At 67.9% G+C, this 21,198-nt stretch carries 22 protein-coding genes; 8 read left to right on the forward strand and 14 right to left on the reverse strand.

The window, feature by feature from the left end; translation table 11 throughout:
* Nucleotides 1-60 precede the first annotated feature (60 nt).
* The gene (locus tag ABD768_RS21895; protein ID WP_344843389.1) at nt 61-699 is read right to left on the reverse strand and encodes an alpha/beta fold hydrolase; all 639 of its coding nucleotides are present in this window, start codon (nt 697-699) and stop codon (nt 61-63) included.
* Between the two features lie 22 nt (nt 700-721).
* On the opposite strand from ABD768_RS21895, the gene ABD768_RS21900 reads away from it, so the two are divergent.
* Nucleotides 722-1,138, forward strand: a complete 417-nt coding sequence (locus ABD768_RS21900; protein WP_344843392.1) for an acyl-CoA thioesterase — start codon at nt 722-724, stop codon at nt 1,136-1,138.
* Nucleotides 1,135-2,322, forward strand: coding sequence for a zinc-dependent alcohol dehydrogenase family protein (locus ABD768_RS21905; RefSeq protein ID WP_344843393.1), 1,188 nt, complete (start codon nt 1,135-1,137; stop codon nt 2,320-2,322). The genes ABD768_RS21900 and ABD768_RS21905 overlap by 4 nt, the downstream gene beginning before the upstream one ends.
* Here the strand turns inward: ABD768_RS21905 and ABD768_RS21910 are convergent.
* Nucleotides 2,319-3,389: a glycoside hydrolase family 75 protein gene (locus ABD768_RS21910; RefSeq protein ID WP_344843396.1), complete on the reverse strand. Its 1,071-nt coding sequence runs from the start codon at nt 3,387-3,389 to the stop codon at nt 2,319-2,321. The genes ABD768_RS21905 and ABD768_RS21910 overlap by 4 nt on opposite strands.
* A gap of 83 nt (nt 3,390-3,472) precedes the next feature.
* On the reverse strand, nt 3,473-4,111 hold the full coding sequence (locus ABD768_RS21915) for a dihydrofolate reductase family protein (RefSeq protein WP_343968074.1): 639 nt from the start codon (nt 4,109-4,111) through the stop codon (nt 3,473-3,475).
* 174 nt (nt 4,112-4,285) lie between these two features.
* Between ABD768_RS21915 and ABD768_RS21920 the strand changes: the two genes are divergently transcribed.
* Nucleotides 4,286-5,827 (forward strand): pre-peptidase C-terminal domain-containing protein, encoded by a 1,542-nt coding sequence (locus tag ABD768_RS21920; protein WP_343968076.1) that lies wholly within the window; start codon nt 4,286-4,288, stop codon nt 5,825-5,827.
* A 116-nt stretch (nt 5,828-5,943) separates the two neighbouring features.
* Nucleotides 5,944-7,377 (forward strand): pre-peptidase C-terminal domain-containing protein, encoded by a 1,434-nt coding sequence (locus ABD768_RS21925; protein WP_344843398.1) that lies wholly within the window; start codon nt 5,944-5,946, stop codon nt 7,375-7,377.
* A gap of 43 nt (nt 7,378-7,420) precedes the next feature.
* On the opposite strand, the gene ABD768_RS21930 is transcribed toward ABD768_RS21925, so the two are convergent.
* From ABD768_RS21930 to ABD768_RS21955, 6 genes are all read right to left on the reverse strand, one after another.
* Entirely contained in the window at nt 7,421-8,374 is a 954-nt protein-coding gene (locus ABD768_RS21930) for a hypothetical protein (protein ID WP_344843400.1), read from the reverse strand.
* Nucleotides 8,375-8,381: 7 nt separating this feature from the next.
* Entirely contained in the window at nt 8,382-9,611 is a 1,230-nt protein-coding gene (locus ABD768_RS21935; RefSeq protein ID WP_344843401.1) for a hypothetical protein, read from the reverse strand.
* Complete coding sequence (locus ABD768_RS21940; RefSeq protein WP_344843404.1) at nt 9,608-10,078, reverse strand: hypothetical protein; 471 nt, start codon at nt 10,076-10,078, stop codon at nt 9,608-9,610. The genes ABD768_RS21935 and ABD768_RS21940 overlap by 4 nt, the downstream gene beginning before the upstream one ends.
* A gap of 83 nt (nt 10,079-10,161) precedes the next feature.
* The gene (locus ABD768_RS21945) at nt 10,162-10,785 is read right to left on the reverse strand and encodes an HAD family hydrolase (RefSeq protein WP_344843406.1); all 624 of its coding nucleotides are present in this window, start codon (nt 10,783-10,785) and stop codon (nt 10,162-10,164) included.
* Nucleotides 10,785-11,402, reverse strand: coding sequence for a transcriptional regulator (locus tag ABD768_RS21950; protein WP_344843409.1), 618 nt, complete (start codon nt 11,400-11,402; stop codon nt 10,785-10,787). Before ABD768_RS21950 ends, ABD768_RS21945 begins: the two co-directional genes overlap by 1 nt.
* A 230-nt stretch (nt 11,403-11,632) precedes the next feature.
* A complete protein-coding gene (locus ABD768_RS21955) occupies nt 11,633-12,151 on the reverse strand; it encodes a hypothetical protein (RefSeq protein ID WP_344843412.1) in 519 nt (172 codons plus the stop codon).
* A gap of 124 nt (nt 12,152-12,275) precedes the next feature.
* Here ABD768_RS21955 and ABD768_RS21960 point away from each other — a divergent pair, with 124 nt between their 5' ends.
* A complete protein-coding gene (locus tag ABD768_RS21960) occupies nt 12,276-13,715 on the forward strand; it encodes a PEP/pyruvate-binding domain-containing protein (RefSeq protein ID WP_344843414.1) in 1,440 nt (479 codons plus the stop codon).
* Here ABD768_RS21960 and ABD768_RS21965 read toward each other — a convergent pair.
* The 3 genes from ABD768_RS21965 to ABD768_RS21975 all read right to left on the reverse strand — a co-directional run bounded on the left by ABD768_RS21965 (nt 13,687) and on the right by ABD768_RS21975 (nt 15,976).
* Nucleotides 13,687-14,874, reverse strand: coding sequence for a hypothetical protein (locus ABD768_RS21965; RefSeq protein ID WP_343968093.1), 1,188 nt, complete (start codon nt 14,872-14,874; stop codon nt 13,687-13,689). The genes ABD768_RS21960 and ABD768_RS21965 overlap by 29 nt on opposite strands.
* Nucleotides 14,871-15,023 (reverse strand): hypothetical protein, encoded by a 153-nt coding sequence (locus tag ABD768_RS21970; protein WP_344843417.1) that lies wholly within the window; start codon nt 15,021-15,023, stop codon nt 14,871-14,873. Before ABD768_RS21970 ends, ABD768_RS21965 begins: the two co-directional genes overlap by 4 nt.
* A gap of 89 nt (nt 15,024-15,112) precedes the next feature.
* A complete protein-coding gene (locus ABD768_RS21975) occupies nt 15,113-15,976 on the reverse strand; it encodes a DUF72 domain-containing protein (RefSeq protein ID WP_344843420.1) in 864 nt (287 codons plus the stop codon).
* A 140-nt stretch (nt 15,977-16,116) separates the two neighbouring features.
* Here ABD768_RS21975 and ABD768_RS21980 point away from each other — a divergent pair, with 140 nt between their 5' ends.
* Both ABD768_RS21980 and ABD768_RS21985 read left to right on the forward strand, forming a co-directional pair.
* On the forward strand, nt 16,117-16,686 hold the full coding sequence (locus ABD768_RS21980) for a hypothetical protein (RefSeq protein WP_344843422.1): 570 nt from the start codon (nt 16,117-16,119) through the stop codon (nt 16,684-16,686).
* Nucleotides 16,687-16,698: 12 nt separating this feature from the next.
* The gene (locus ABD768_RS21985) at nt 16,699-17,664 is read left to right on the forward strand and encodes a winged helix-turn-helix domain-containing protein (protein ID WP_344843424.1); all 966 of its coding nucleotides are present in this window, start codon (nt 16,699-16,701) and stop codon (nt 17,662-17,664) included.
* A gap of 55 nt (nt 17,665-17,719) precedes the next feature.
* Here ABD768_RS21985 and ABD768_RS21990 read toward each other — a convergent pair whose 3' ends face one another.
* On the reverse strand, nt 17,720-18,799 hold the full coding sequence (locus ABD768_RS21990; RefSeq protein WP_343968103.1) for an inositol-3-phosphate synthase: 1,080 nt from the start codon (nt 18,797-18,799) through the stop codon (nt 17,720-17,722).
* 10 nt (nt 18,800-18,809) lie between these two features.
* Nucleotides 18,810-19,391: a PadR family transcriptional regulator gene (locus ABD768_RS21995; RefSeq protein ID WP_343968105.1), complete on the reverse strand. Its 582-nt coding sequence runs from the start codon at nt 19,389-19,391 to the stop codon at nt 18,810-18,812.
* A gap of 222 nt (nt 19,392-19,613) precedes the next feature.
* Between ABD768_RS21995 and ABD768_RS22000 the strand changes: the two genes are divergently transcribed.
* On the forward strand, nt 19,614-21,110 hold the full coding sequence (locus ABD768_RS22000; RefSeq protein WP_344843427.1) for a short-chain fatty acid transporter: 1,497 nt from the start codon (nt 19,614-19,616) through the stop codon (nt 21,108-21,110).
* Nucleotides 21,111-21,198: the final 88 nt, after the last annotated feature.

The following is a 21,198-nucleotide window of genomic DNA, read 5'->3' on the forward strand; positions in this document are numbered from 1 at the left end:
GATCTCCTTCGTCGGGCGGATACCCCCACCCTACGGCACCGTAAGTTACGCAACCGTAGGTTATGTCCGTCGCCACCCCTCCAGCAGACCGGCGAGCTCGCCCGGGTGCCCGAGCATCGGGAAGTGCCCGCCGGGCAGCTCCGTCGGCGCGACCCCCAGCCGGTCGACGGTCAGCTTGCGGAGATAGCCGGCCGGGAACAGCAGATCCTCGGTCGCAATCACGGCCTGCATCGGTACGTCCGGCCAGCGCTCGAACAACGCTGGATCGTCCATCGGCCGCCCGGCCTGCGACCTCAGCCGGCGCCTCGCCTCGGCGGCGACCTCCACCGGTAGGTCCTGGAAGAAGTAGTCCGAGTCCGGATCGCCCTTCCAGTCGTACGCCGTATTGCTCCAGTACTCGCTCACCGCCTCCTGTGGTCGCGGGATCATGCCCGCCACGAAGACGATCAGGTCCACCGGCAACTGTTCGCAGACGGCCGCTGCGGTGAAGCCGCCGAGCGAATGCGCGACCAGCACCAGCTCGGTCCGTTGACCAACCGCCTTCAGCACCGCGTCGCGGTACTCGCGCAGCCCTGCGGTCTCGTCGTCGCACGGGAGGTCGACGGCGACGACGTCCTGCCCGCGCGCCTGGAGTTCGGCGGTCAGCGGATGCCAGTGCCATGGAGTGCAACCGGCGCCTGGAATCAGCACGTAGGTCATCGCATCACCTTAGGGTGGACGGATGGATCGGAGCGCCTACCCGCACTTCCTCGCGATCGGGACGCGGTGGAAGGACAACGACGTCTACGGGCACGTGAACAACGTCGAGTACTACAGCTTCTTCGACACGGTGATCAACGAGTTCCTGATCCGGGCCGGGGAGCTGGACATCCACCGCGGCGAGGTGATCGGACTCTGCGTCGAGTCGCAGTGCAGCTTCAAGCAGTCGCTGGCGTTCCCGGAGACTGTGGATGCCGGGTTGCGGGTGGCGAAGCTCGGTAACTCGAGCGTCACCTACGAAATCGGCCTGTTCCGCGCCGGCTCCGTCGAACCTGCTGCGACCGGACGGTTCGTGCATGTCTTCGTGGATCGGTCTGAGCGTCGGCCCGTCCAGATCCCGGCCCCGATCCGGACCGCTCTCGAAGGGATCAGCGGATGATCGTTCGTGGCGCAGTACTGCGGGAGATGGGACTGCCGAGCCCGTACGCCGAATCGCGACCGCTCAGCATCGAGGAGGTCGAGCTCGCGCCGCCGGGCCCGGGTGAGCTGCTGGTCCGCATCCGCGCGGCCGGACTCTGTCATTCCGACCTCTCGGTGATCGACGGCTCCCGTCCGCGGGTGATGCCGATGCTGCTCGGCCACGAGGCGACCGGCGAGGTGATCCAGTCGGAGTCGCCCGATTTCAAGGCGGGCGACACGGTCGGCTTCGCCTTCGTACCAGCCTGCGGCACCTGCGCCCCTTGCGCAGAAGGCCGAGCCGCCCTCTGCGAACCAGGAGCCGCCGCCAACACGGCCGGCACCCTCCTAGGCGGCACGCGCCGCCTGACCACCTCAGCTGAACCACCGCCAATCGGCACCAGCAGCTTGGCCGGCCGCCTCGACGGGTCCTCCGGACAACCGGGTCGCTCGGACGTCCACCACCACCTCGGCGTCTCCGGATTCGCCGACCATGCAGTGGTTTCGGCCCGCTCGGCCGTCAGGATCGATCCGTCGCTGCCGCCTGAGATCGCCGCGCTCTTCGGCTGTGCGGTGATGACGGGCGTCGGCGCCGTCGTCAACACGGCGAGGGTCCAGGCGGGGCAGAGTGCGGTGGTCTTCGGGCTCGGGGGCGTGGGGTTGTCCGCACTGCTCGGCGCCGCTCTGGTCGGAGCGCATCCGCTGGTTGCAGTGGACGTTGTACCGGAGAAGCTTTCCCTTGCGCTGGAGCTCGGCGCCACCCACGCGATCGATGCCCGGGGCAACGATGTGGTCGAGCAGGCGCGGGAGGCGACGGCCGGGGGCGCGCATTACGCGTTCGAGACGGTCGGCAGCTCCGTAGTACTGGGACAGGCCTATGCCGCGACCCGCCGCGGCGGCACCACGGTCACCGTCGGGCTCCCGCATCCCTCGCAGCTGTTGAGCATTCCGGCCGTCAGCCTGGTCGCGGAGGAGCGCACGCTCAAGGGTTCCTACCTGGGATCGGCGATCCCGAGCCGCGACATCCCCCGCTACATCGCGCTCTACCAGGCGGGCCGTCTGCCGGTCGACCGCTTGCTGACCTCGACGGTCCGCCTGGAGAGCCTCAACGAAGCCTTCGACACCTTGGCGGCCGGTACGTCGATCCGCCAGGTGCTGGTGCTCTAGTTGTTGTTGATGAAGGTCCGGGCGAGCTCCTGGCCGCGCGACACGGCGAGGTCGTGGTTCTCGATCGGGTTGATGGTCGAGTTCTTGAACACGATGTACGTGACACCGGAGTCGGTGCCGCCGTTGCTCGGGTCGGGGTTGATGCCGAGCTGCTGCGCGGCGGCGTACGAGGCCTCGCCGATGATGTCGGTCGGGCCGGTGTCACCGACCACGGCATAGGTGACCTGGTTGTTGTAGATCACCGCGACCACACCGCCACCGGCGATCTGGAAGTTCTGGTAGTTCCAGGTGCTGCTCGGGCTGGGGACCACGACATACGGGAGCTGCGCCGCGTTCAACGGCGCGTCGGCCGACGTGTGGAACGCCGTGTCGGGCTGGAAGCAGCAGTCGGTGTTCTCGTTGCACTGGGTGGTGCGGATGCCGTCGCAGTCGATGTCCATGTCGGCCTTCCAGAAGACGGCGCCGTTCTTGCCGCAGACCGGGATGGTGCGGCCGAGCTCTTCGTCGGTCTTGTAGGTGCCGTTGGAGATCTGGCTGCAGGTGGTCACCTTGGCGAGCAGCTCGGCCGCGGTCGGCGCGCCACCGCCACCGCCGCCGGCGTCCGTGACGGTGAGCGAGTCGAGGTTGGGGCCGCCGTTGGCGGTCGTGGCGGTGGTCTTGATGGTGTGCGAGCCGGCCGACAGCGTGGCGTTCACCGTCGTGGTGTTCCAGGTGGTCCAGACGCCGGTACTGGCGAACTGCGGGGTCGCGACGGTGGTGCCGTCGACGGCGATCGTCATCGGCCGGCTGACCGTGGTGCCGTTGGCGTACCGGAACGCGAGCGACGCGCTGCCGGCCGTGCCGACGTTCACGGTGAACGTGACGGACGAGCCGGTCACGTTGTCGTAGTTGACGAACCCGGTGCCGGTGTAGCCGGCGTGGTTGGACTCGACCACTCCCTGGGTCCGGGCCGCGTTCTCGGCCTGGTAGGTAGTGGTCGCTGCGGACGCTGAGGTCGCGACGGCCGGCACCAGCAAAGCGGCGCCGAACAGGGCGAGGGCAAGTGCGATGGGGCGGAACTTACGCATCTTTCACCTCTCTGATAGTTAGTAAACTTTCCTAACTATCAGAGAGGTGATTCGCCTCGTCAAGAGCCTGTGGTTCCGGAACTTCAGCTGTCGACGCTGAAAGTGGAACTGCCGTCCTCGATCACGGCGGTGCCGGTCCGGAACGGGGTCGGGGTGAGCGCGGAGTACACCGCGCCGGTGCCGGTGACGCGGCTCTCGATCAGCTTGAAACCGGTCGCCGGGGCGTCCTCGGTGAACAGCCGCTTGCCGGTGCCGACCGCGACCGGGAAGGTGATCAGCCGGTACTCGTCGATCAGGCCGGCCGCGTGCAGCGAGCGGGCCAGTGCGCACGAGCCGTGGATCTGCAGTTCGCGGCCGGGCTTCGCCTTGAGCTCCTCGACCTGCTTGACGATGTCGCCGCCGATCGCGGTGCTGTCGTTCCAGACCGGCTCGAGCGGAGTGGAGGTGGCGATGTACTTCGGCAGGTCGTTCAGTCCGGTGGCGGTGTTGCTGCCGTCGTGGATCTGTGACCAGTACGCCTCCATCATCGTGTACGTCGTCCGGCCGAGCAGGATGGCGTCCGCCTCGGCGAACCAGCCCTCCACGATCTCGCCCATCACCTCGTCGCCGTACGGCATCAGCCAGCCGCCGCGGTCGAAGCCGCCGCTGCGGTCCTCCTCGAAGCCGCCCGGACCCTGCATGACGCCGTCGATGCTGAGGAAGGTGTGCAGTGTGAGCTTCATGGTCGTCTCCGATTCGTCGCGGTGTGTCCTGCTGTCGACGACGCGTCGGGTGAGGCCTGGCTGAATCGACATCCGCTTCGATGTGATCCAGGTCACAGAGTGCGGGGAAATGTAAATTCCTCGGGGAAATGTATACACCGAGGCAACCGATGGGGCACTCTACGCAGAGTGCGCGTGAGCGCACCACAAGTGAGGCATGACGCTGCTCCCCGCCGCCCCGGCGTACTCGCCGAGCAGCCGTCAGGAGTCCCCGAGGAGGACCCCAGAATGCACAGCAGGTTCCGCCGAACCGGTGCCCTGGTCGGCACCGGCGCCGTCTTGTTCGGATCGCTGGCAGTAGTCGCCGCGAACCAGGCAGGCGCTGACCAGACTCCGTCCCCAGCTCCGTTGGCATCGTTGCTCGGAGGCCGGCCGCTCCAAGGTAAGGCCGCCCTCGGCAAGCTGCAGCCGCGACTCGCCGAGCTGGCCGAGCGCAACGGCATCGCCGAGCAGAAGCTGCAGCGGATCCTGGCGACCGACAAGACCAGCTGGCTGGACAAGGACGGCAAGCTCTTCTACTCCGAGCCGGTCGCCTCCGCCAAAGCACGCACCGCCACCACCAAGTCCCCGCAGTGGGCGACCAAGGCAGTCGCCGCGGCGACCGGTCCCGCCTTCGAGCTGCACAGCAAGCCCGGCTCGAACAGGGTCATCTACCTGGACTTCGACGGGCACACGATCACCGGCACCGCCTGGAACGCCAACGGCAAGCCGGCCACCGTGAACATCACCGCGTACGACACCGACGGCAACACCGGCAACTGGAGCACGGCCGAGCAGAACGTGGTCCGCGAGGTGTGGGCCCGGGTCGCCGAGGACTACGCGCCGTTCGACGTCGACGTGACGACGCAGGCGCCGGCCGAGTCGGCCATCACCCGGTCCGGTTCGTCCGACCAGCAGTATGGAACCCGCGTCGTGATCGACCCGACCAGCTGGTACCAGTCCGGCTGCGGCTGTGGCGGCGTCGCCTACGTCGGCGTCTACGACAACACCTCGCAGCACTCGTACTACCAGCCCGCCCTCGTGTTCACGAAGGGCGTCGGTACCGGCGCGAAGAACATCGCCGAGGCCGCATCGCACGAAGCCGGCCACAACGTCGGGCTCAGCCACGACGGCACCGCTTCGGTCGGCTACTACAGCGGTCACGGTTCGTGGGCGCCGATCATGGGTGTCGGCTACTCCAAGGCGATCAGCCAGTGGAGCAAGGGCGAGTACTCCGGCGCGAACAACAAGGAAGACGACTTCGCGGTGATCGGGCAGAACGGCCTGGCCCTGCGCGCCGACGACCACGGCAACGCCACCGGTGACGCGACGCCGCTCACGCTGGGCACCGCCGTCAACGGCATCTACGCCAACGACTCGGACGTCGACACCTTCTCGATCGACCTGGCGGCCGGCACCTTCACCTTCGCGGCCAACGCCGCCTCGGTCGGTGGCGACCTGGACATCAAGCTCCAGTTGCTCAACTCGTCCGGCGCGGTCGTCGCGACCGCCGACCCGGCGTCGGGGCAGTCCAACTCGGGCACGCCGACAGGGCTGAGCGCCAGCATCAACCGGCAGGTGAGCGCCGGGCGTTACTACCTGCGGGTCGAGAACACCGGGTACGGCAATCCGCTGAACACCGGCTACTCGACGTACGGCAGCCGCGGCGCGTACGCCGTCAAGGTCACCGCCGGCTGACCCACCTAGTTGTGGCCCGGGACATGTGGGCGCTCGGCCCGTCCACATGTCCTCGGGCTACGTCCGCGGGGGCGGAACTGTTTGTTTCTGGGGGGAATCCTTGAGGAGGATTCCAAATGATCAGCAAATTCCGTCGTACCGGTGCGCTCGTAGGTGTCGGTGCCGTCGTCTTCGGAGCGCTGGCAGTTGCTGCCGGCACCCAAGCCGACGCACAGCAACAGCCGCTCGACCAACTGCTCGGTCAACCGACACCTGGTAAGGCCGCGCTGACCAATCTCCGGTCTCGGCTGGCAGAAGTTGCCCAGCGCAACGGTTTGTCCGAGGCCCGGCTGCGGGACACGCTCGCCTCCGACAAGACCGCCTGGCTCGACTCCGCCGGTCGGCTCTTCTTCCGCGAACCTGTCCTGACTCCAGCGCAGAAGGCTCCCGAGGCGTCACCGCGCTGGGCGACCGAGGCCGTCGCCGCCGCCGAGGGACCGGCCTTCGAGTTGCACAGCAAGCCTGGCTCGAACCGGGTCATCTACCTCGACTTCGACGGCCACAGCATCACCGGTACGGCGTGGAACGCGGACAAGGGGATCGACCCGGTCAACGTCTCGCCGTACGACACCGACGGGAACCCGGCGACGTTCGGTACCGCCGAGCAAGACGTAGTACACGAGGTATGGGCGCGGGTCGCGGAGGACTACGCCGCCTTCGATGTCGACGTCACGACGCAGCAGCCGGCCCAGGACGCGATCAACCGGACGAGCGCTTCCGACCTCCAGTACGGCACGCGTGTACTGATCGATCCGGACACCTGGTACCAGTCCGGTTGTGGTTGCGGCGGCGTCGCCTACATCGGTGTCTACGACAACGCAGGCCAGCACGACTACTACCAGCCCGCGCTGGTGTTCACGAAGGGCGTCGGTACCGGCGCGAAGAACCTCGCCGAAGCCGCCTCCCACGAAGCCGGCCACAACGTCGGACTCGGCCACGACGGCACCGCATCCGTCGGGTACTACGAGGGCCACGGCTCCTGGGCGCCGATCATGGGCGTCGGCTACTACCGGGGCATCAGCCAGTGGAGCAAGGGCGAGTACTCCGGCGCCAACAACACCGAGGACGACTACTCGGTCATCGGCACCCACGGCCTCGCGCTGCGTACCGACGAAGCAGGCGACACCACGAGTGCCGCCGCGGCTCTCGCCATCGGCGCCACCGCCAACGGCTTCATCGCGGCCGAGACCGACACTGATGTCTACCGGGTGGACGTCACCACGGCCGGCAACTACACGGCAACGGCCAGCGCCGCAGCCATCGGCGGCAACCTGGACATCAAGCTCGACCTGCTCAACTCCGCCGGCACGGTGGTCACCTCAGCCGACCCGGCGTCCGGCCAGTCCAACGCCGGCACCCCGACGGGCCTGAGCGCCACCGTCACCAGCAACCTCCAGCCCGGCACCTACTACCTCCGCATCGACAACGTCGGCTACGGAGACCCGCTCAACACCGGCTACTCCACCTACGGCAGCCGCGGCGCCTACGGCCTGGCCATCAACCCTTCCTGATTCATCCCGGGCTCCCGCTCTCTGGTGAGGCGGGAGCCCGGGATCAGTGGGTGGTGTACTCCCGGCGGACGGCCGCGATCGTCCCTACCGCCGCATCCACGCTGGCCAGCCCGGCGGCGCGTGAGGTCGCCTGCACGCCGGGCTCATCGCCGTCGGTCACTCGCAGAGTCGCCATCGCCCGCAACGGCGCCCGCATCGCCTGGTCGACTCGTCCGGCCACCGCCGCTCGATGGTCTGGTGGAACGACTGCTCCCAGGCCGCTCGCATTCAGCAGCAGGGTCGTCATCTCCGGCCATTTCCCGGCGGGAGTGACGGCGTTCAGCCGTCGGAGTACCTCGTCGGGAGCGAGACCGACCCGACGGCCGATCGCTGTGCTCAGCGCCTCGGCTGCCGGCAAGTACGACGGATAACCGTCCGGAAGGCTGACCTGCTCGATGCCGGGAGCTAGCTGCGGAATGCCGAGGGCTTGCAGGTAGTCGTCCAGATGCCGAGCCGTCCAAGCAGCTGTGACCCCGAGTTCGAGCAGCCGCACGGCCGGGTCCGCGAATGCCGCCATGGAAGCCCGGTACGACGTACCGGCGGCGGCCAGCAGATGCGACTGCTGGTGGAACATCTCCGAGAGCGCGAATCGGTACCGCCGCAAGGTCTCCGGTGACTTGGGCATCGCGGGCTGGTCGTACATCTGCTTCAGCGGTCCCGTCACGTGCACCTCGTCGAGCAGCAAGGTTCCGTCCCAGGTCGCGAGGCCAGGCAGCACTCCGCCGCCACCTGTGCTGTCCGGTCCGGCCAGGAGTCGCAAGGACTCTTTCATCCGGAGCACGGACAGCCGGTCGATCTCGTCGTCGCATCGTCCGCCGAGCCGGTCGATGGACGAGATGGCCTGCTCCAGTCTCGCGATCTGCTCAGCGCTGGAGCCGGTACTCAGGTCGATGGCCGCGAGGATGTCGCTCGCCGCCACCCGAGCCTGCGGTCCGCTCAGCCCCGTACTCTGCTCCACGCCGGACCTACTCGCCACGACCAGTACCCCCTGGCCCGCTGGGTCGCTGGGACTGACCATGCGCCTGCTCGGCACCGTGCCCGCCGCCGCGTCGACTACCGAACGAGCTCTCGTCGAGCCGAACAGAGCTGCCCATCGGGCGCTGTCCCTCGGTGGCCAGCCGGAGTGCGTGATCGGCGTCGCGCTCGCCGGCAGCCCGTCCGGGGGTCCTTGTCCCGGTACGCGCGGGCGCTTCCGGCGTACCGGATCCTTCACCTACCGCGGGAGTGGAGTCGATCGCGGGCTGGGTGGCCGCGGGTCCAGCGGCTTCGGCGGCGCCGGCCAGTTCAGGCTGAGTCTGGGTCTGAGCCTGGGCCTGGGCCTGGGCCTGGGCCTGGGCCGACAGGTCGACTTGCGTCTCGGCTGCGGGGGGAGCGAAGACCTTCTCTTGGCGTTCGGCCTCGGCCAGACCGGCACTGACGGCATCCTGGCCGATCGCGGCCGACTGCGCCTCGAGGGTCGGGCTGTCCTCGTCGAGGCCGTCCAGCCGGCCGTACTCCTCCCGCATCTTCTGTTCGATCGCCTGCTTGACGCTCTCCTCCTGATCGGGCGGCACCAGCTGCGGTAGGTCGCTGGACTCGTAGAGCAGGTCGGTCGCCCTGGACCACTGCCCTTCGGCGGTCTGATTGTTCAGCTCGGTCAGCACCTCGCCCTGGGTCATCCCCGCCTGCTCCCCGATCCCGGACGCCAGTTCCCGCGCGGCCGGAACGAATTCGGGATAGGAGGTCTCACTGGTGGCGGTCTCGATCCCGGGCGCGATCTGGTCCGCTCCGGTCCGCTCCAGGTAGTCGTCCAGGTTGTCCTGGGCCCATGCCTCGGTGACGCCCTCTTCGAGCGCCTGGGCTTCGAACTCCTGGAAGGCGATCCTGGCCCCGTCCTGCGTGGCGCCCTCGGGCCCGAGGAAATGGGACTGCTCGTGCAGCAGGGTCACGAATGCGTCCCGGTACTCCGTCAGGGTCGCGTCGTCGCGCTGCTCGCCAGGCGACGAGTACATGTCGCGCAGCGGCTGGGTGACGGCCTCACGGTCGAGTTCGAGACTGCCGTCCCAGTTGGCGACCCCGAGGTCACCGTTGTCGGTCTCGATCAGGGTGCCGTTCCAGGCGGTCTGACCGGCTCCACTCAGCTCCTTCGCGATCTCGGCGTGCCGCGCCGTGAGCTCGTCGAAGGTCTTCGGGTACTCCGGCTCCGATTCGCTCATCGAGGCGGTTCATCCCGGTCGCTCGGTCCCGCGTCGGCTGAGCTGTCCTGACGCAGCGACGACGCGAGACGGGCCAGCAGGTCGGTCGTCCGCAGGATCGCCATCCGCTGACTGGGACTGGTCGCGTCCGCCGCGATCGCACGGATCTGAGCGATCCCGTGCTCAGCTCGCGCGATCCGCTCTTCAGACGTCCCGCCGCTCTGCCGCGCCTCCCGCAGGGCCTTCGTAGCCCGGCTGACCGCCGAGTCGGGGTCCGGGGCAACACCGGCCGGCGACTTCCCGTACCCCGCCAGCCGCTCGAGCGCATCCAGCTTTCCCTCGAACCGGCGTCGGTCGTCCTCGGGCAGATCGCTCGACTGAGCCCGCAGCAACACGCTCATGGCAACCAGTTCGGCAGGCTCCAACGACCCAGCCAGGAACTCGCGCCTGAGCGTGTCGTGCTCGCTCATCAGTGCAGCGTCGTCCATCCCAGCCTCCGCCTACGATCTGTGTCCCGGAACCTCGAGTATCTCCTGACCCAGGGCTCGTCGTAGTTCCTCGGCCCGGTTGCTCAGGCTGGTGGGGGCAGTTCGATGCCGTGTTCGCGGAGCAGCGCGAGAAGTGGGTCGTGGCCTTGGCTCAGGTCCCATCGTCCGGCGGCGAGGCCGGCCCGGCTTGCGCCCTCGACGTTGGCGGCGGTGTCGTCGATGAACAGGATGGTCGATGGGTCAGCGGCGATCCGGCGGGCGGCTTCGACGAAGAAGGCTGGGTCGGGCTTGGCGACACCGAGGTCATAGGAGTAGCAACTGACGTCGAAGAGTTCGTCGTAGCCGAGAGTCGTGCGCATGTGCCCACCTCGGTACTTCTCCTGGTTCGTGCCCAGGTGGACGCCATAACCCTTCTGCCGAAGGGCTTCCACGATCGCGAACGACTCGTCGCTCGGAACGATCCGATGCCACACGTCCCGGTAGACGACCTCGACCGGAGTCTCCACCCCGTACTCCGCGAGCGTTGCCGCCAGCAACGGCAGGTAGTCGCCGTGTCCGGCGAGCATCGGCAGCTCTTCCTTCCAGGTCCGATGCAGGAACTCGCGCGCCTTGTCGCCGAGATACGGCTCCATCGCGGCGTACCAGCCACCGGGCATGTCCTGCAGAACCCCGTCGGCATCGAAGAGCACGTGCCGGATCGGCGCCATCAGTGCGTGCCCCGAGTCAGACCGAGTGTGGCGATCAGGTCCTCGTGCAACTCGAACCACACGGTGTGACAGGAGTCAGCCCCCGTCCGATCGACCCAGCTACCGTCCCCCGCGCGCACCCGGCTCAGCGCTGCCGCGAATCTGTCGTCATACCCGTCGAGCCGCTCCAGGACCGCACCGATCTGCTCCGAGATCTTCCGCAGTGAGTCGCCCAGCGCGCCCAACTCGTCGACGACCCGCTGATCCCAGTCCAGGTCGGTGTGATCGTTGAACGCCAGCGCGTCGCTCGCTGTCGGCCGCAACTGCCAATCGGTACAAGCCTGTTGTAACCGCCCGTTGAGCGGCAGAAAGTCCGAGTACGCCTGCTGAATCGCCGCTCGCCCACCCACCTGGTCGAGTTCGGCGGCGAGCTGTCGCGCATTCTCCGCCCGCCCAGCCTCCGTCAGCGACCAACCACGAGATCCGGCGAACTCACTCCACGCAACCCACCCGAACGCCTGCGAGTCAAGCAAGAACTCCGCCGCCACGTCCACCTCGAGCCCGAACCGCCCGGCAACCGCAACCTCGTCCCCAAACCCCTTCAACCGAACCGCATGCAGCACCAACAACCCCGCCACGGAACGCCCGCCAACTCCATCCGAAGCACCACCAGCTCCGCCCGAAGCACCACCAACTCCGCCCGAGGTGCCGCCAACTCCGCCCGAAGTAGCACTGGCCCCGGTCGAAGTACCGCCAGCTCCGGCTGAAGTACCACTGGCTCCGCCCGAAGTGCCACTGGCTCCGGCCGAAGTACCGCCGGCTCCGGCCGAAGCACCAGTGGCTCCGGCTGGCGGGGGCCCCGGGGTGGTCATGGTGCGAGTCCCTCGGTCGATCGACCGCTCCGGGAGGTGAGGCGGTCTAGGCGTTGCTGACAGGCCTGTGGTGAATTCAGTCCGAGTGCTTGGGCCATCTGAGCCCAGGTCAGCCCAAGCCCCCGCGCCGCGAACAACAACCCGGTCTCGAGCTGATCGATCTCCGCCCGAGCCGCCGGCAACAACTGCAGCGCAGCCACCACCGCCCGCGTCATCTCGTGACCAGCACTGCTCTGACCAGAACTGCCCTGATCAGCACCGGCCTGATCAGCACCGGCCTGATCAGCACCGGCTGGCTCGCCCCAGGGCGCGGAACTCGACCGCCACAGAAAGAACTGGATCAGATCGACCGCAGAAGGCGGCATCGCCCCAACCTGCCACGGCCGCCGCCCCAGCTGATCAGCCCCGACCGCCAACAACTGCTCCCGGGCATCCCGCTCCCGCGCGGCCTGCCGCTGATCACTCGCCGACTCGTCCACACCCTCATTGCGCTGCACCCCGAAACGGTCCATCATCAACAAAACGTTGTCAACATTCTGTTGAAGTTAAGCCCGCAGAAGCTCCGCCCGTGAGGACGGGTCATCGCGAGGGAGCACCGAGATCCGATCGCTGGCCGACTGTCCCGGAGGGAAGCACCCGTTGATCATCCCGCTCACCGAAGCCACACCCGAGAACGCCGGCGCCAAAGCAGCTGCGCTGGGCCGCCTGATCCGCGCCGGCTTCCCAGTCCCCCCAGGGTTCGTAATCCCCAACGCCGCCCACCGCTCCGCCGCCACTCATCCCAACCAGTCCGGCTCCGGCACCGGCCACGACACCGGCACCGGCCACGACACCGGCACCGGCCACGACACCGGCACCGGCCACGACACCGGCACCGGCCACGACACCGGCACCGCCCACGACACCGGCACCGCCCACGACACCGGCACCGGCACTGGCACTGGCTCCGGCACTGGCTCCGGTTCGGGCACGGCAGACGGCGCTGGTGTCGGCCATGGGTGTGGGGATGCGGTTGTGCCGGGGTGGTTGGTGGAGGAGTTGGGTGGGGTGGTGGAGGTGCTGGGGGATGCGCCGGTTGCGGTGCGGTCGTCGGGTGGTGGTGAGGACGGTGAGGAGGGCTCGGCCGCGGGGCAGTACGACAGCTATCTGGCGGTCGAGGGTTTGGCTGCGGTCGTCGCGAAGGTTCAGTTGGTGTGGGGCTCGTTGTGGAGTGGGCGTGCGGTCGCCTATCGGCTGCGTCACCCCGGACAAGCACCAGAGATCGCGGTGATCGTGCAGCGGCATATCGATGCGGAGGTGGCCGGGGTTCTGTTCACTGCTGATCCTCGGACGCCAGGTGGCGCGGCTGTGGTCGAGGCGTCGTGGGGGTTGGGGGAGAGCGTGGTCCAGGGGGTGGTGACGCCCGACAGCTTTGTGGTGCAGGCCGATGGGGAGATCGAGCGGCGGTGTGGCAGCAAGGGCGTCAGGCGGGATCGGGTGGCTGGTGGTGATGGTCACGGCGTTGTCTCCAGTGAAGTGCCGGTCGAGCAGCGGAAGGAGTTGTGTTTAGGAGACGAGCAGGTCAGGCGGATCGTGCGGTTGGGGCAGCAGGTTGCCGAGCTGATGGGTGGGCCGCAGGACATCGAGTTCGCGATGGAGAACGATCAGGTCTGGCTCCTGCAGGCTCGGCCGATCACAGCTCCTCTCGATGCCACGGATCAGCCGCGACGCGAAGCGAGACATCAGCCGTGGCAGACGGACGATGAGCCTGTACTCCGCGGAGTCGCCGGCAGCCCGGGAACGGCGTCCGGGCCAGCGCGGTTGATCCATGGGGTCGGGGATTTCGGGCGGGTCGAGGCGGGGGACATCTTGGTGTGCCGGTTCACCGATCCTGCGTGGACGCCCCTGTTCGGAGTGGTCGCCGGAGTGGTGACCGAGGTCGGTGGGCGGCTGTCGCATGCGGCGATCGTTGCGCGGGAGCATCGGATCCCTGCTGTGCTTGGGGTTTCGGGCGTGATGAGCGTGGTCGAGGACGGACAGGTGATCACGGTCGTGGGGGATCAGGGCACGGTCAGCGTTCCAGGTCTCTCACGCTCGTAGCTGTGCCGGCCGAGGCGGTGGCCCTGATCGCGGCGGGTGGAGGGGCGGGCGTGGAAGCGGTTGGCGGGCTGATTCCGTCGAAGGCGTGTGCCGCGGCTTGGTAGGAATCGGCCGGGCTGAGCCGGTGGGTTGACGCGGACGTCCCGGCAGGTGTGGCTGGATCGCCCATGGGGGCGGCCGGCGCCGTCAGGTTGGGCGAGGCAGACAGAGGCGACGGCACGGCCTGGCTCGATGCGATGGAGATCGGCGGCGGGGTGGGGCGGCTCTGTGGAGCGGTCGGTGGGATGGGGCGGAGTGGGGTGGTGGGCATGGGCGGTGGGGACAGGTGGATTCGGGAAAGGCGTGGGGCGGGGGTGTAGTGGCGTTCGGCGGTGGCTAGTTCTTGGTGGAGGAGGGTGAGGGTTCTGGTGGTGGCGGCCTGGGAGCGGGAGGCGGCGAAGCCTCGAGGGAGGGGTTCGTAGAGTTCCAGGGCTTTGAAGGATGAGCGCAAGGCCTGCTCCAGATGGAGGCGGACGGCTGGGGCCTGGTCGGGTGGGACCAGGTGGGGCAGCTGGGTGGAGTGGTAGATGCGGGTGACTGCCTGGTGCCATTGGCCCTCGGCGGTCTGGCGGTTGAGCAGGTCGAGGGTTTCGCCGGCGGGGGCGCCGGAGAGGCGGTCGAGGTCGGCGGCGAAGAGGCGGACGGCCGGGACGAACGCGGCGTACGACGGTTCGCCGCGGACGTGAAGGATGCCGGGGGCAACTTTGTCGATGCCGAGCTCGCGGATGTAGTCGTTCAGATGGTGGTGCGCCCAGGCCTCGGCGACGCCTTCCTCCAAGGCACGGCCGCCGGGGAGCTTGAAGGCCGCACGCGCCGCCTCCTGCGTGGCACCCGCAGGACCGAGGAAATGCGACTGCTCGTGCAGCAGCGTCACCAGCGCCTCGCGACAGCGGAGCAGCTCGGCCTCGGTCCGCGGCTCATCCGCTCGGTCGTAGAGATCTCGCAAGGGGTCGAGGATGTACTCGCGGTCGAGATGCAGCGTGCCGTCCCAGTGCGCGAGGCCGAGGATTCCTTCGCCGGCTTCGACGATCTCACCGTTCCAGGCGGTCTGGTCGGCGCCGCTGATGCGCAGCGCCGCCCACGCATGCTGCTCCAGCAGCTCCTCGAGCGAGGCGATCACGGTGCGAGCGCCAGGGCCATGCGGATCAGGGAGTCCACGGATCGTCGCAGGTTGACCTGCTCCTGTGGGTTCTCACAGGTCTCCGCGCGCCGGCGCAGGTCGGCGATCAGCGGCTGGGTGCGGATGTAGCGGTCTTCAGTGGATTCCATGGCTGTCCTCCCGGGAGATTGGTCTCACCGGGGAACATATGGACTTTCATCCCGCGTTCAGCCGCGGATTTCTCAGCTGTGGACAACCCTCAGAACAGGGTCGGCGGCTCCGCTGGAACCGCTACGGGCGGCGGCAGGACAGGTACCAGCTCAGGCACCCGCAAGCGGACGTCGTCGTAGAACCGCCGAGCCAATGCAAGTGCCTCGACGTTGTCCGGAGTGTGCAGGAAGACCGTCGGCGACCGCCCCTCCTGCAACCACACAGCGGTCTGATCCGCGAGGTACTGCCAGCCTGCGGCCGTCACCTCGACGTCGTCCCGCCCGATGTACCGCACGATCGGGTACTGCGTGAGCGCCCGCGTCCGGCGCGGCAATCGTGGCTTGTTCAGCCAGGCCTCCCGCTCGCCATAACTCGAAGCAGCCGTCTCGAACAGCGTCATCGTGTCGAAGGGCACCCACTCGGCCCCCACCCGCCCGAGCACCTGCTCCAACTGCTGCGTCGCCCGATCGTCGGAGAAGAACGCCGGATGCCGTACTTCGACCGCGTACCGGAAGCTCGAGGGCGCCCGCCGGAGAAACGCCGCCAACGCCCCCACCTCGGACGGACCGAAGGACGCCGGCAACTGAATCCACAACGCATGCGCGCGCGACCCGAGCGGCCGCATCGCCTCCAGGAACGCACGCAACTCCACGTCGGCCTGATCGTGCAGCCGCAGATCGTGCGTGATCACCTTCGGCAGCTTGAGCACGAAGCGGAAGTCCGGCGCGACCTGCGCGGCCCACATCTCCGCCGTCGCCCGTGCCGGCGTCGCGTAGAAGGTCGTGTTGCCCTCGACCGCGTTGCACCAGGTCGCATACGCCTCCAGCCGCTCCGAGGCAGGCAGCGGATGCGGCAGGAACCGCCCGTTCCACGGCGTGTGCGTCCACATCGCGCACCCCACATGCAGCTGCATGAGGCAAGACGCTACCGAACCGCACCGACAACAAACGCCGACGTTTCGGCTGCCGCCGAATCGTGGCAAGGCCGGCGCCTGGACCCTGAGCCTTCCCTCGTGCCCCTCATCCGGACAGGGCCTAGGAACAAGGAGTCGTCATGAACCGATCCGCCACCCGCCGCGCAGTAAGCCTGGTGGCCGCCGCGACCGCGGTCGTCGCCATGCCGGGCGCCGCCAACGCCGCAACAGCGGCACACGACAGCACGGCAACCCACGACAAAACGGCAACCCACGACGACGCGGCAGTCCACGGCAGGACAGCGACGACACAGGCCAAGTCCTGTGCGCAGAAGTTCGACCAGGCGCAGCGGACCGACATGGAGTCGTTCCGCGACTTCGACCGGGACACCTGGCTCGCCGGTCACGACAAAGGCGTGGTGAGCATCGTCGCCGACGGTCGTGTCCGGGTCGGCCTCGATGCGGTCGCCGCGGCAAGCAAGCCACGCTTCATCAGCAAGGACTCGGTCTGGTCGTGGACCGAGCAGACGCGCAAGGTCGACGGCTGCAAGACCGGCTTCATCGTATACACCACGAAGTACGCCATTCCGCGCCTCGACTACTGGTTCACTGCTGTCACGGCGGTGACGTACACGTACAAGCACGGCCGGTGGCTGACGGTTCTCGACCAGGGCACGCTGCTCGAAGAGCACGTCGGATCCGCCGGGTAAGAGGAGAGCACCATGATCGAGCTGGAGCTGACGGTGCCGGACCTCACCAAGGTCCGGTTCACCAGCGACGCGGTCTGGGAGACGACGGCGAGCCTGACCCTGATCAACCACCGTCAGCACTTCCAGCTGCACCGGCACCTGCAGCCCCGGGTGCCGCGCGACCCGGACTTCGACCTCGCGCTGCTGCTGGAGCTCACGCAGGCCGATCACTTCATCCCCGATCTCCTGGGTCCGATGCCGTCGGCCCGCCCGGCCCACCCGCTCGACCAGTTCGCCCGGCTCGCCACGACGGACGAGCAGGTCCTCGAGTCGGATCTCCGGGTACTACGCGAGCTCGGCTCGCGGATCGGGCGGATGCCCAGTCGCGAGTACGCCGAACGCACAGCCGAAGCCATGGCGGCGTACTGGACGGCAGTACTCGAGCCCCTCTGGGGACGCATCGAGGCGATCACCGGCGCCGACATCGCCCACCGATCCGTCGCCCTGGCCTCCGACGGCCTCGAACGAGCACTCGACGAGCTGCACGACGCAGTCACCTGGGCAGGAGACGGCCTAACCCTCGCGCTCGGCCAGGGACAGGTACGGCTGCCCTCCACTGGCCAGGGGCTCTGGCTGCTGCCACTGGTCTTCCGCGGGCCGGGTGTGATGCTCGCGGACAACTCAACCCCGCCAGTGATCGCGTACTCCGCACGCGGCGCCGGCCAACTCTGGGAACGCCCGGTCGAGTCGATCGTCGGCGGCCTCGACGCCCTCATCGGCCGCTCCAGAGCCGCCATCCTGGCGCACCTGAGCGTCCCACTCTCAACGACGGCCCTGGCCGAGTCCCTCGTCCTCAGCCCCGGCACTGTCAGCCAGCACCTCGCAGTACTCGTCTCAGCCGGCCTTTGCACCTCACGCCGAGACGGCAAACGAGTCCTGTACTCCCGTACCTCCCGCGCCGACCTACTCCTCGACATCGACGCTGCCCAAGCGCGCTGAAGGCCTCCCTGCTCAGGACGAGCAGGGAGGCCTTCCGTAGTACAGGGGGACTAGCTCAGCGCTCGACCTCGCCCTTGATGAACTTCTCCACCAGGTCGCGGCAGACGTCGTCGGCGTACTGCTCCGGCGGCGACTTCATGAAGTACGACGAGGCGGACAGGATCGGGCCGCCGATGCCGCGGTCCTTGGCGATCTTCACCGCGCGGATCGCGTCGATGATGATGCCGGCCGAGTTCGGCGAGTCCCAGACCTCGAGCTTGTACTCCAGCGACAGCGGGACGTCGCCGAAGTTGCGGCCCTCGAGCCGGATGAAGGCCCACTTGCGGTCGTCCAGCCAGGCCACGTAGTCGGACGGGCCGATGTGCACGTTGCGCGGGTCGATCTTGTCGACCAGCTGCGAGGTGACGGACTGGGTCTTGCTGATCTTCTTGGACTCCAGCCGGTCGCGCTCCAGCATGTTCTTGAAGTCCATGTTGCCGCCGACGTTCAGCTGGTACGTCCGGTCGACCGTGACGCCGCGGTCCTCGAACAGCTTGGCCAGCACCCGGTGGGTGATGGTGGCGCCGATCTGCGACTTGATGTCGTCGCCGACGATCGGCACGCCCGCCTCGGTGAACTTGTCGGCCCACTCCTTGGTGCCGGCGATGAACACCGGCAGCGCGTTGACGAACGCGACCTTGGCGTCGATCGCGCACTGGGCGTAGAACTTCGCGGCCTGCTCGGAACCGACCGGCAGGTAGCAGACCAGGACGTCGACCTGCGCGTCCTTCAGCGCCTTGACGACGTCGACCGGCGCCGCGTCGGACTCGGTGATGGTCTCGCGGTAGTACTTGCCGAGGCCGTCCAGGGTGTGACCGCGCTGCACGGTGACACCGCTCGGCGGCACGTCGCAGATCTTGATCGTGTTGTTCTCGCTGGCGCCGATCGCGTCGGCGAGGTCGAGTCCGACCTTCTTGCCGTCCACGTCGAACGCGGCGACGAACTCGACGTCGCGGACGTGGTAGTCGCCGAACTGGACGTGCATCAGACCGGGGACGCGCTCGTCGGGCTTCGCGTCGCGGTAGTAGTGCACGCCCTGGACGAGCGAGCTGGCGCAGTTGCCGACACCGACGATCGCTACGCGGATCGAAGTCATCTGGAACTCCTTAGTTGGGGGGTGGAACAGGCGGTTGGTGCTCTTCAGGGGGCCGCTGCCGGCTGCGTTCGCCGTCGATCAGCTCGTTCAGCCAGCGGACCTCGCGCTCGGCCGACTCCAGGCCGTGCCGTTGCAGCTCGAGGGTGTACGCGTCGACCCGCTCCGCGGTCCGGCTCATCGCGGCCCGGAAGTTGGCCAGCCGTTCCTCCATCCGGGCCCGTCGGCCCTCGAGGATGCGCAACCGGGTGGCCGGATCGGTCCGGCCGAAGAACGAGAACCGGACGCCGAACGTGTCGTCCTCCCACGCCGACGGTCCGGCGTCGTGCATCGCTTGCGCGAAGTGGTCCTTGCCGTCAGCCGTGATCGTGTAGACGATCTTCTGCCTCCGCCCGGCGTCGGTCGTACCGGCGTCGGCGGAGATCAGTCCGTTGCGGAGCATCGCCTTCAGACACGGGTAGAGCGATCCGAACGACAGCACGCGTCCCCAGCCGAACTGGGCGTTGACGCGCTTGCGGAGCTCGTATCCGTGCATCGGCGCTTCGTGCAACAGGCCGAGTACGGCGAGTTCCAGGACCCCGCTGCGGTTTCCCATGACCCACCTCCCTCGACCATTTTGTCATGGTTTGTCATGACCTGATGTATCGAGTTGATACATCGCTCCGCCACTGTAAGCACGGCGGTCAGCTGTGGACAACTCCTGACAAAGACGGACTTTGTTAGCTATCCCACGACCCACTGCGGAAAAACCTGTTACGTCAGGCGCTGATCTGCGTTAATCAGCTGACACAGCGTCGTGGGTCAGGAGCGGAGGGTCATGGCGGACAGCCATGGGAAGCACGCGAAGCACGGCACCGAGGGCGAGGGCCCGTTGGCCCGGACCGCGCTGCGCTTCACCGCCTTCACCGAGAAGTGGTTGCCGGACGCGTTCGGATTCGTGCTGGTCGGCACCTTCGTGGTGCTCGTCTTCGGGCTGATCACCGGCGAGCCGCTGCTGAAGCGCCCGGACGACCCGGCCGCGACCAAGGGCTACGGCCTGGTCGACGCCTGGGGGCTCGGGTTCTGGAGCCTGATCACCTTCACGCTGCAGATGGCGATGATCATCATCGGCGGGTACGCCGTGGCCACCAGCGGCCCGGTCGCCCGGTTGATCACCAGGCTGGCCCGGATCCCCAAGTCACCCCGTACGGCGGTGGCCTTCGTCGCCGCGGTCGCGATGCTGGCGTCGTACCTCAACTGGGCCTTCAGCCTGATCTTTGCCGCCATCCTGGCCCGTGAGGTCGCCCGCAACGTGCCGAAGGCCGACTACCGGGCACTGGGTGCGATGGCGTTCCTGGGGCTCGGCACGGTCTGGGCGCAGGGGCTATCCGGCTCGGCCGCTCTGCAGGTCGCCAGCGCGAGTAGTAGCCCCGCGCCGGTGCAGGAGGTGATCCGGGCCGGCGGGCACGCCAGTGGGCTGATCCCGCTCAGCGACACGATCTTCACCTGGCAAGCGATCGTGGCGACGGTGATCGTGTACGCCGTGGGCGTGACGATGGCGTGGTTCGTCGCACCCGGGGAGGGCAACGCCAAGACGGCCGAGGACATCGGCATCGAGCTGCGACCGCTGATCGGGCGCGGTTCGGCGTACAACGGGAAGCGGGTGGACTGTGAGGACGACGAGCAGCGCCGGCCGGGGGACTGGCTGGAGCACTCGCCGCTGTTCAGCCTGCTGGTCGTGCTGCTCGGCGCGATCTACCTGGTGCGGTACTTCGACGGCAAGAGCTTCTTCAACGCGCTCGACCTGAACACCGTCAACCTGATCCTGTTCCTGCTCGCCATGCTGCTGCACTGGCGGCCGTGGCGGATGGCGCGGGCCGTGCGCGACGGTGCGCCGGCAGCGGCTGGAGTACTGCTGCAGTTCCCGTTGTACGGCGGCATCTTCGGCATGATCGCGTACACCGGCATCTCGGCGAGGCTGGCCGGGTGGTTGGTGCAGGCAAGCAACCAGTTCTTCTTCCCGCCGCTGGTGGCCATCTACTCCTGCGTGCTGGGGGTGTTCGTGCCCAGTGGTGGCAGCAAGTGGGTGATCGAGGCCCCCTATGTGCTGGACGCGGCCAACCAGCTGCATGTCGACGCGGGCTGGATGGTGGTCGTGTACGACCTCGGAGAGGCCAGTGCCAACCTGCTGCAACCGTTCTGGATGCTGCCGACGCTGGCCATCCTCGGGCTCAAGGCGCGCGACATCATGGGCTACACGTTCACCATGTTCCTCGCCTGCTTCCCGGCCGCGCTGATCGCTGTGACGCTGCTCGCACCGCACGTGACCGGCTGAGTCGGTGCTGACCGGGTGAGGCGGCTACGATCCAAGGCGGAATAGGGACCGTTACCACATCCGCCGTACTCTGTGACGCAATGACTTC

The organism is Kribbella ginsengisoli, from assembly GCF_039537185.1.
Lineage (GTDB): Bacteria > Actinomycetota > Actinomycetes > Propionibacteriales > Kribbellaceae > Kribbella > Kribbella koreensis.

Coding starts and splice junctions, on each gene's coding strand:
- ABD768_RS21895 (WP_344843389.1), bottom strand. CDS start 699: ATGACCTACGTGCTGATTCCAGGCGCCGGTTGCACTCCATGGCACTGG.
- ABD768_RS21900 (WP_344843392.1), top strand. CDS start 722: ATGGATCGGAGCGCCTACCCGCACTTCCTCGCGATCGGGACGCGGTGG.
- ABD768_RS21905 (WP_344843393.1), top strand. CDS start 1,135: ATGATCGTTCGTGGCGCAGTACTGCGGGAGATGGGACTGCCGAGCCCG.
- ABD768_RS21910 (WP_344843396.1), bottom strand. CDS start 3,389: ATGCGTAAGTTCCGCCCCATCGCACTTGCCCTCGCCCTGTTCGGCGCC.
- ABD768_RS21915 (WP_343968074.1), bottom strand. CDS start 4,111: ATGAAGCTCACACTGCACACCTTCCTCAGCATCGACGGCGTCATGCAG.
- ABD768_RS21925 (WP_344843398.1), top strand. CDS start 5,944: ATGATCAGCAAATTCCGTCGTACCGGTGCGCTCGTAGGTGTCGGTGCC.
- ABD768_RS21935 (WP_344843401.1), bottom strand. CDS start 9,611: ATGAGCGAATCGGAGCCGGAGTACCCGAAGACCTTCGACGAGCTCACG.
- ABD768_RS21940 (WP_344843404.1), bottom strand. CDS start 10,078: ATGGACGACGCTGCACTGATGAGCGAGCACGACACGCTCAGGCGCGAG.
- ABD768_RS21945 (WP_344843406.1), bottom strand. CDS start 10,785: ATGGCGCCGATCCGGCACGTGCTCTTCGATGCCGACGGGGTTCTGCAG.
- ABD768_RS21955 (WP_344843412.1), bottom strand. CDS start 12,151: ATGATGGACCGTTTCGGGGTGCAGCGCAATGAGGGTGTGGACGAGTCG.
- ABD768_RS21970 (WP_344843417.1), bottom strand. CDS start 15,023: ATGGAATCCACTGAAGACCGCTACATCCGCACCCAGCCGCTGATCGCC.
- ABD768_RS21975 (WP_344843420.1), bottom strand. CDS start 15,976: ATGCAGCTGCATGTGGGGTGCGCGATGTGGACGCACACGCCGTGGAAC.
- ABD768_RS21980 (WP_344843422.1), top strand. CDS start 16,117: ATGAACCGATCCGCCACCCGCCGCGCAGTAAGCCTGGTGGCCGCCGCG.
- ABD768_RS21985 (WP_344843424.1), top strand. CDS start 16,699: ATGATCGAGCTGGAGCTGACGGTGCCGGACCTCACCAAGGTCCGGTTC.
- ABD768_RS21990 (WP_343968103.1), bottom strand. CDS start 18,799: ATGACTTCGATCCGCGTAGCGATCGTCGGTGTCGGCAACTGCGCCAGC.
- ABD768_RS21995 (WP_343968105.1), bottom strand. CDS start 19,391: ATGGGAAACCGCAGCGGGGTCCTGGAACTCGCCGTACTCGGCCTGTTG.
- ABD768_RS22000 (WP_344843427.1), top strand. CDS start 19,614: ATGGCGGACAGCCATGGGAAGCACGCGAAGCACGGCACCGAGGGCGAG.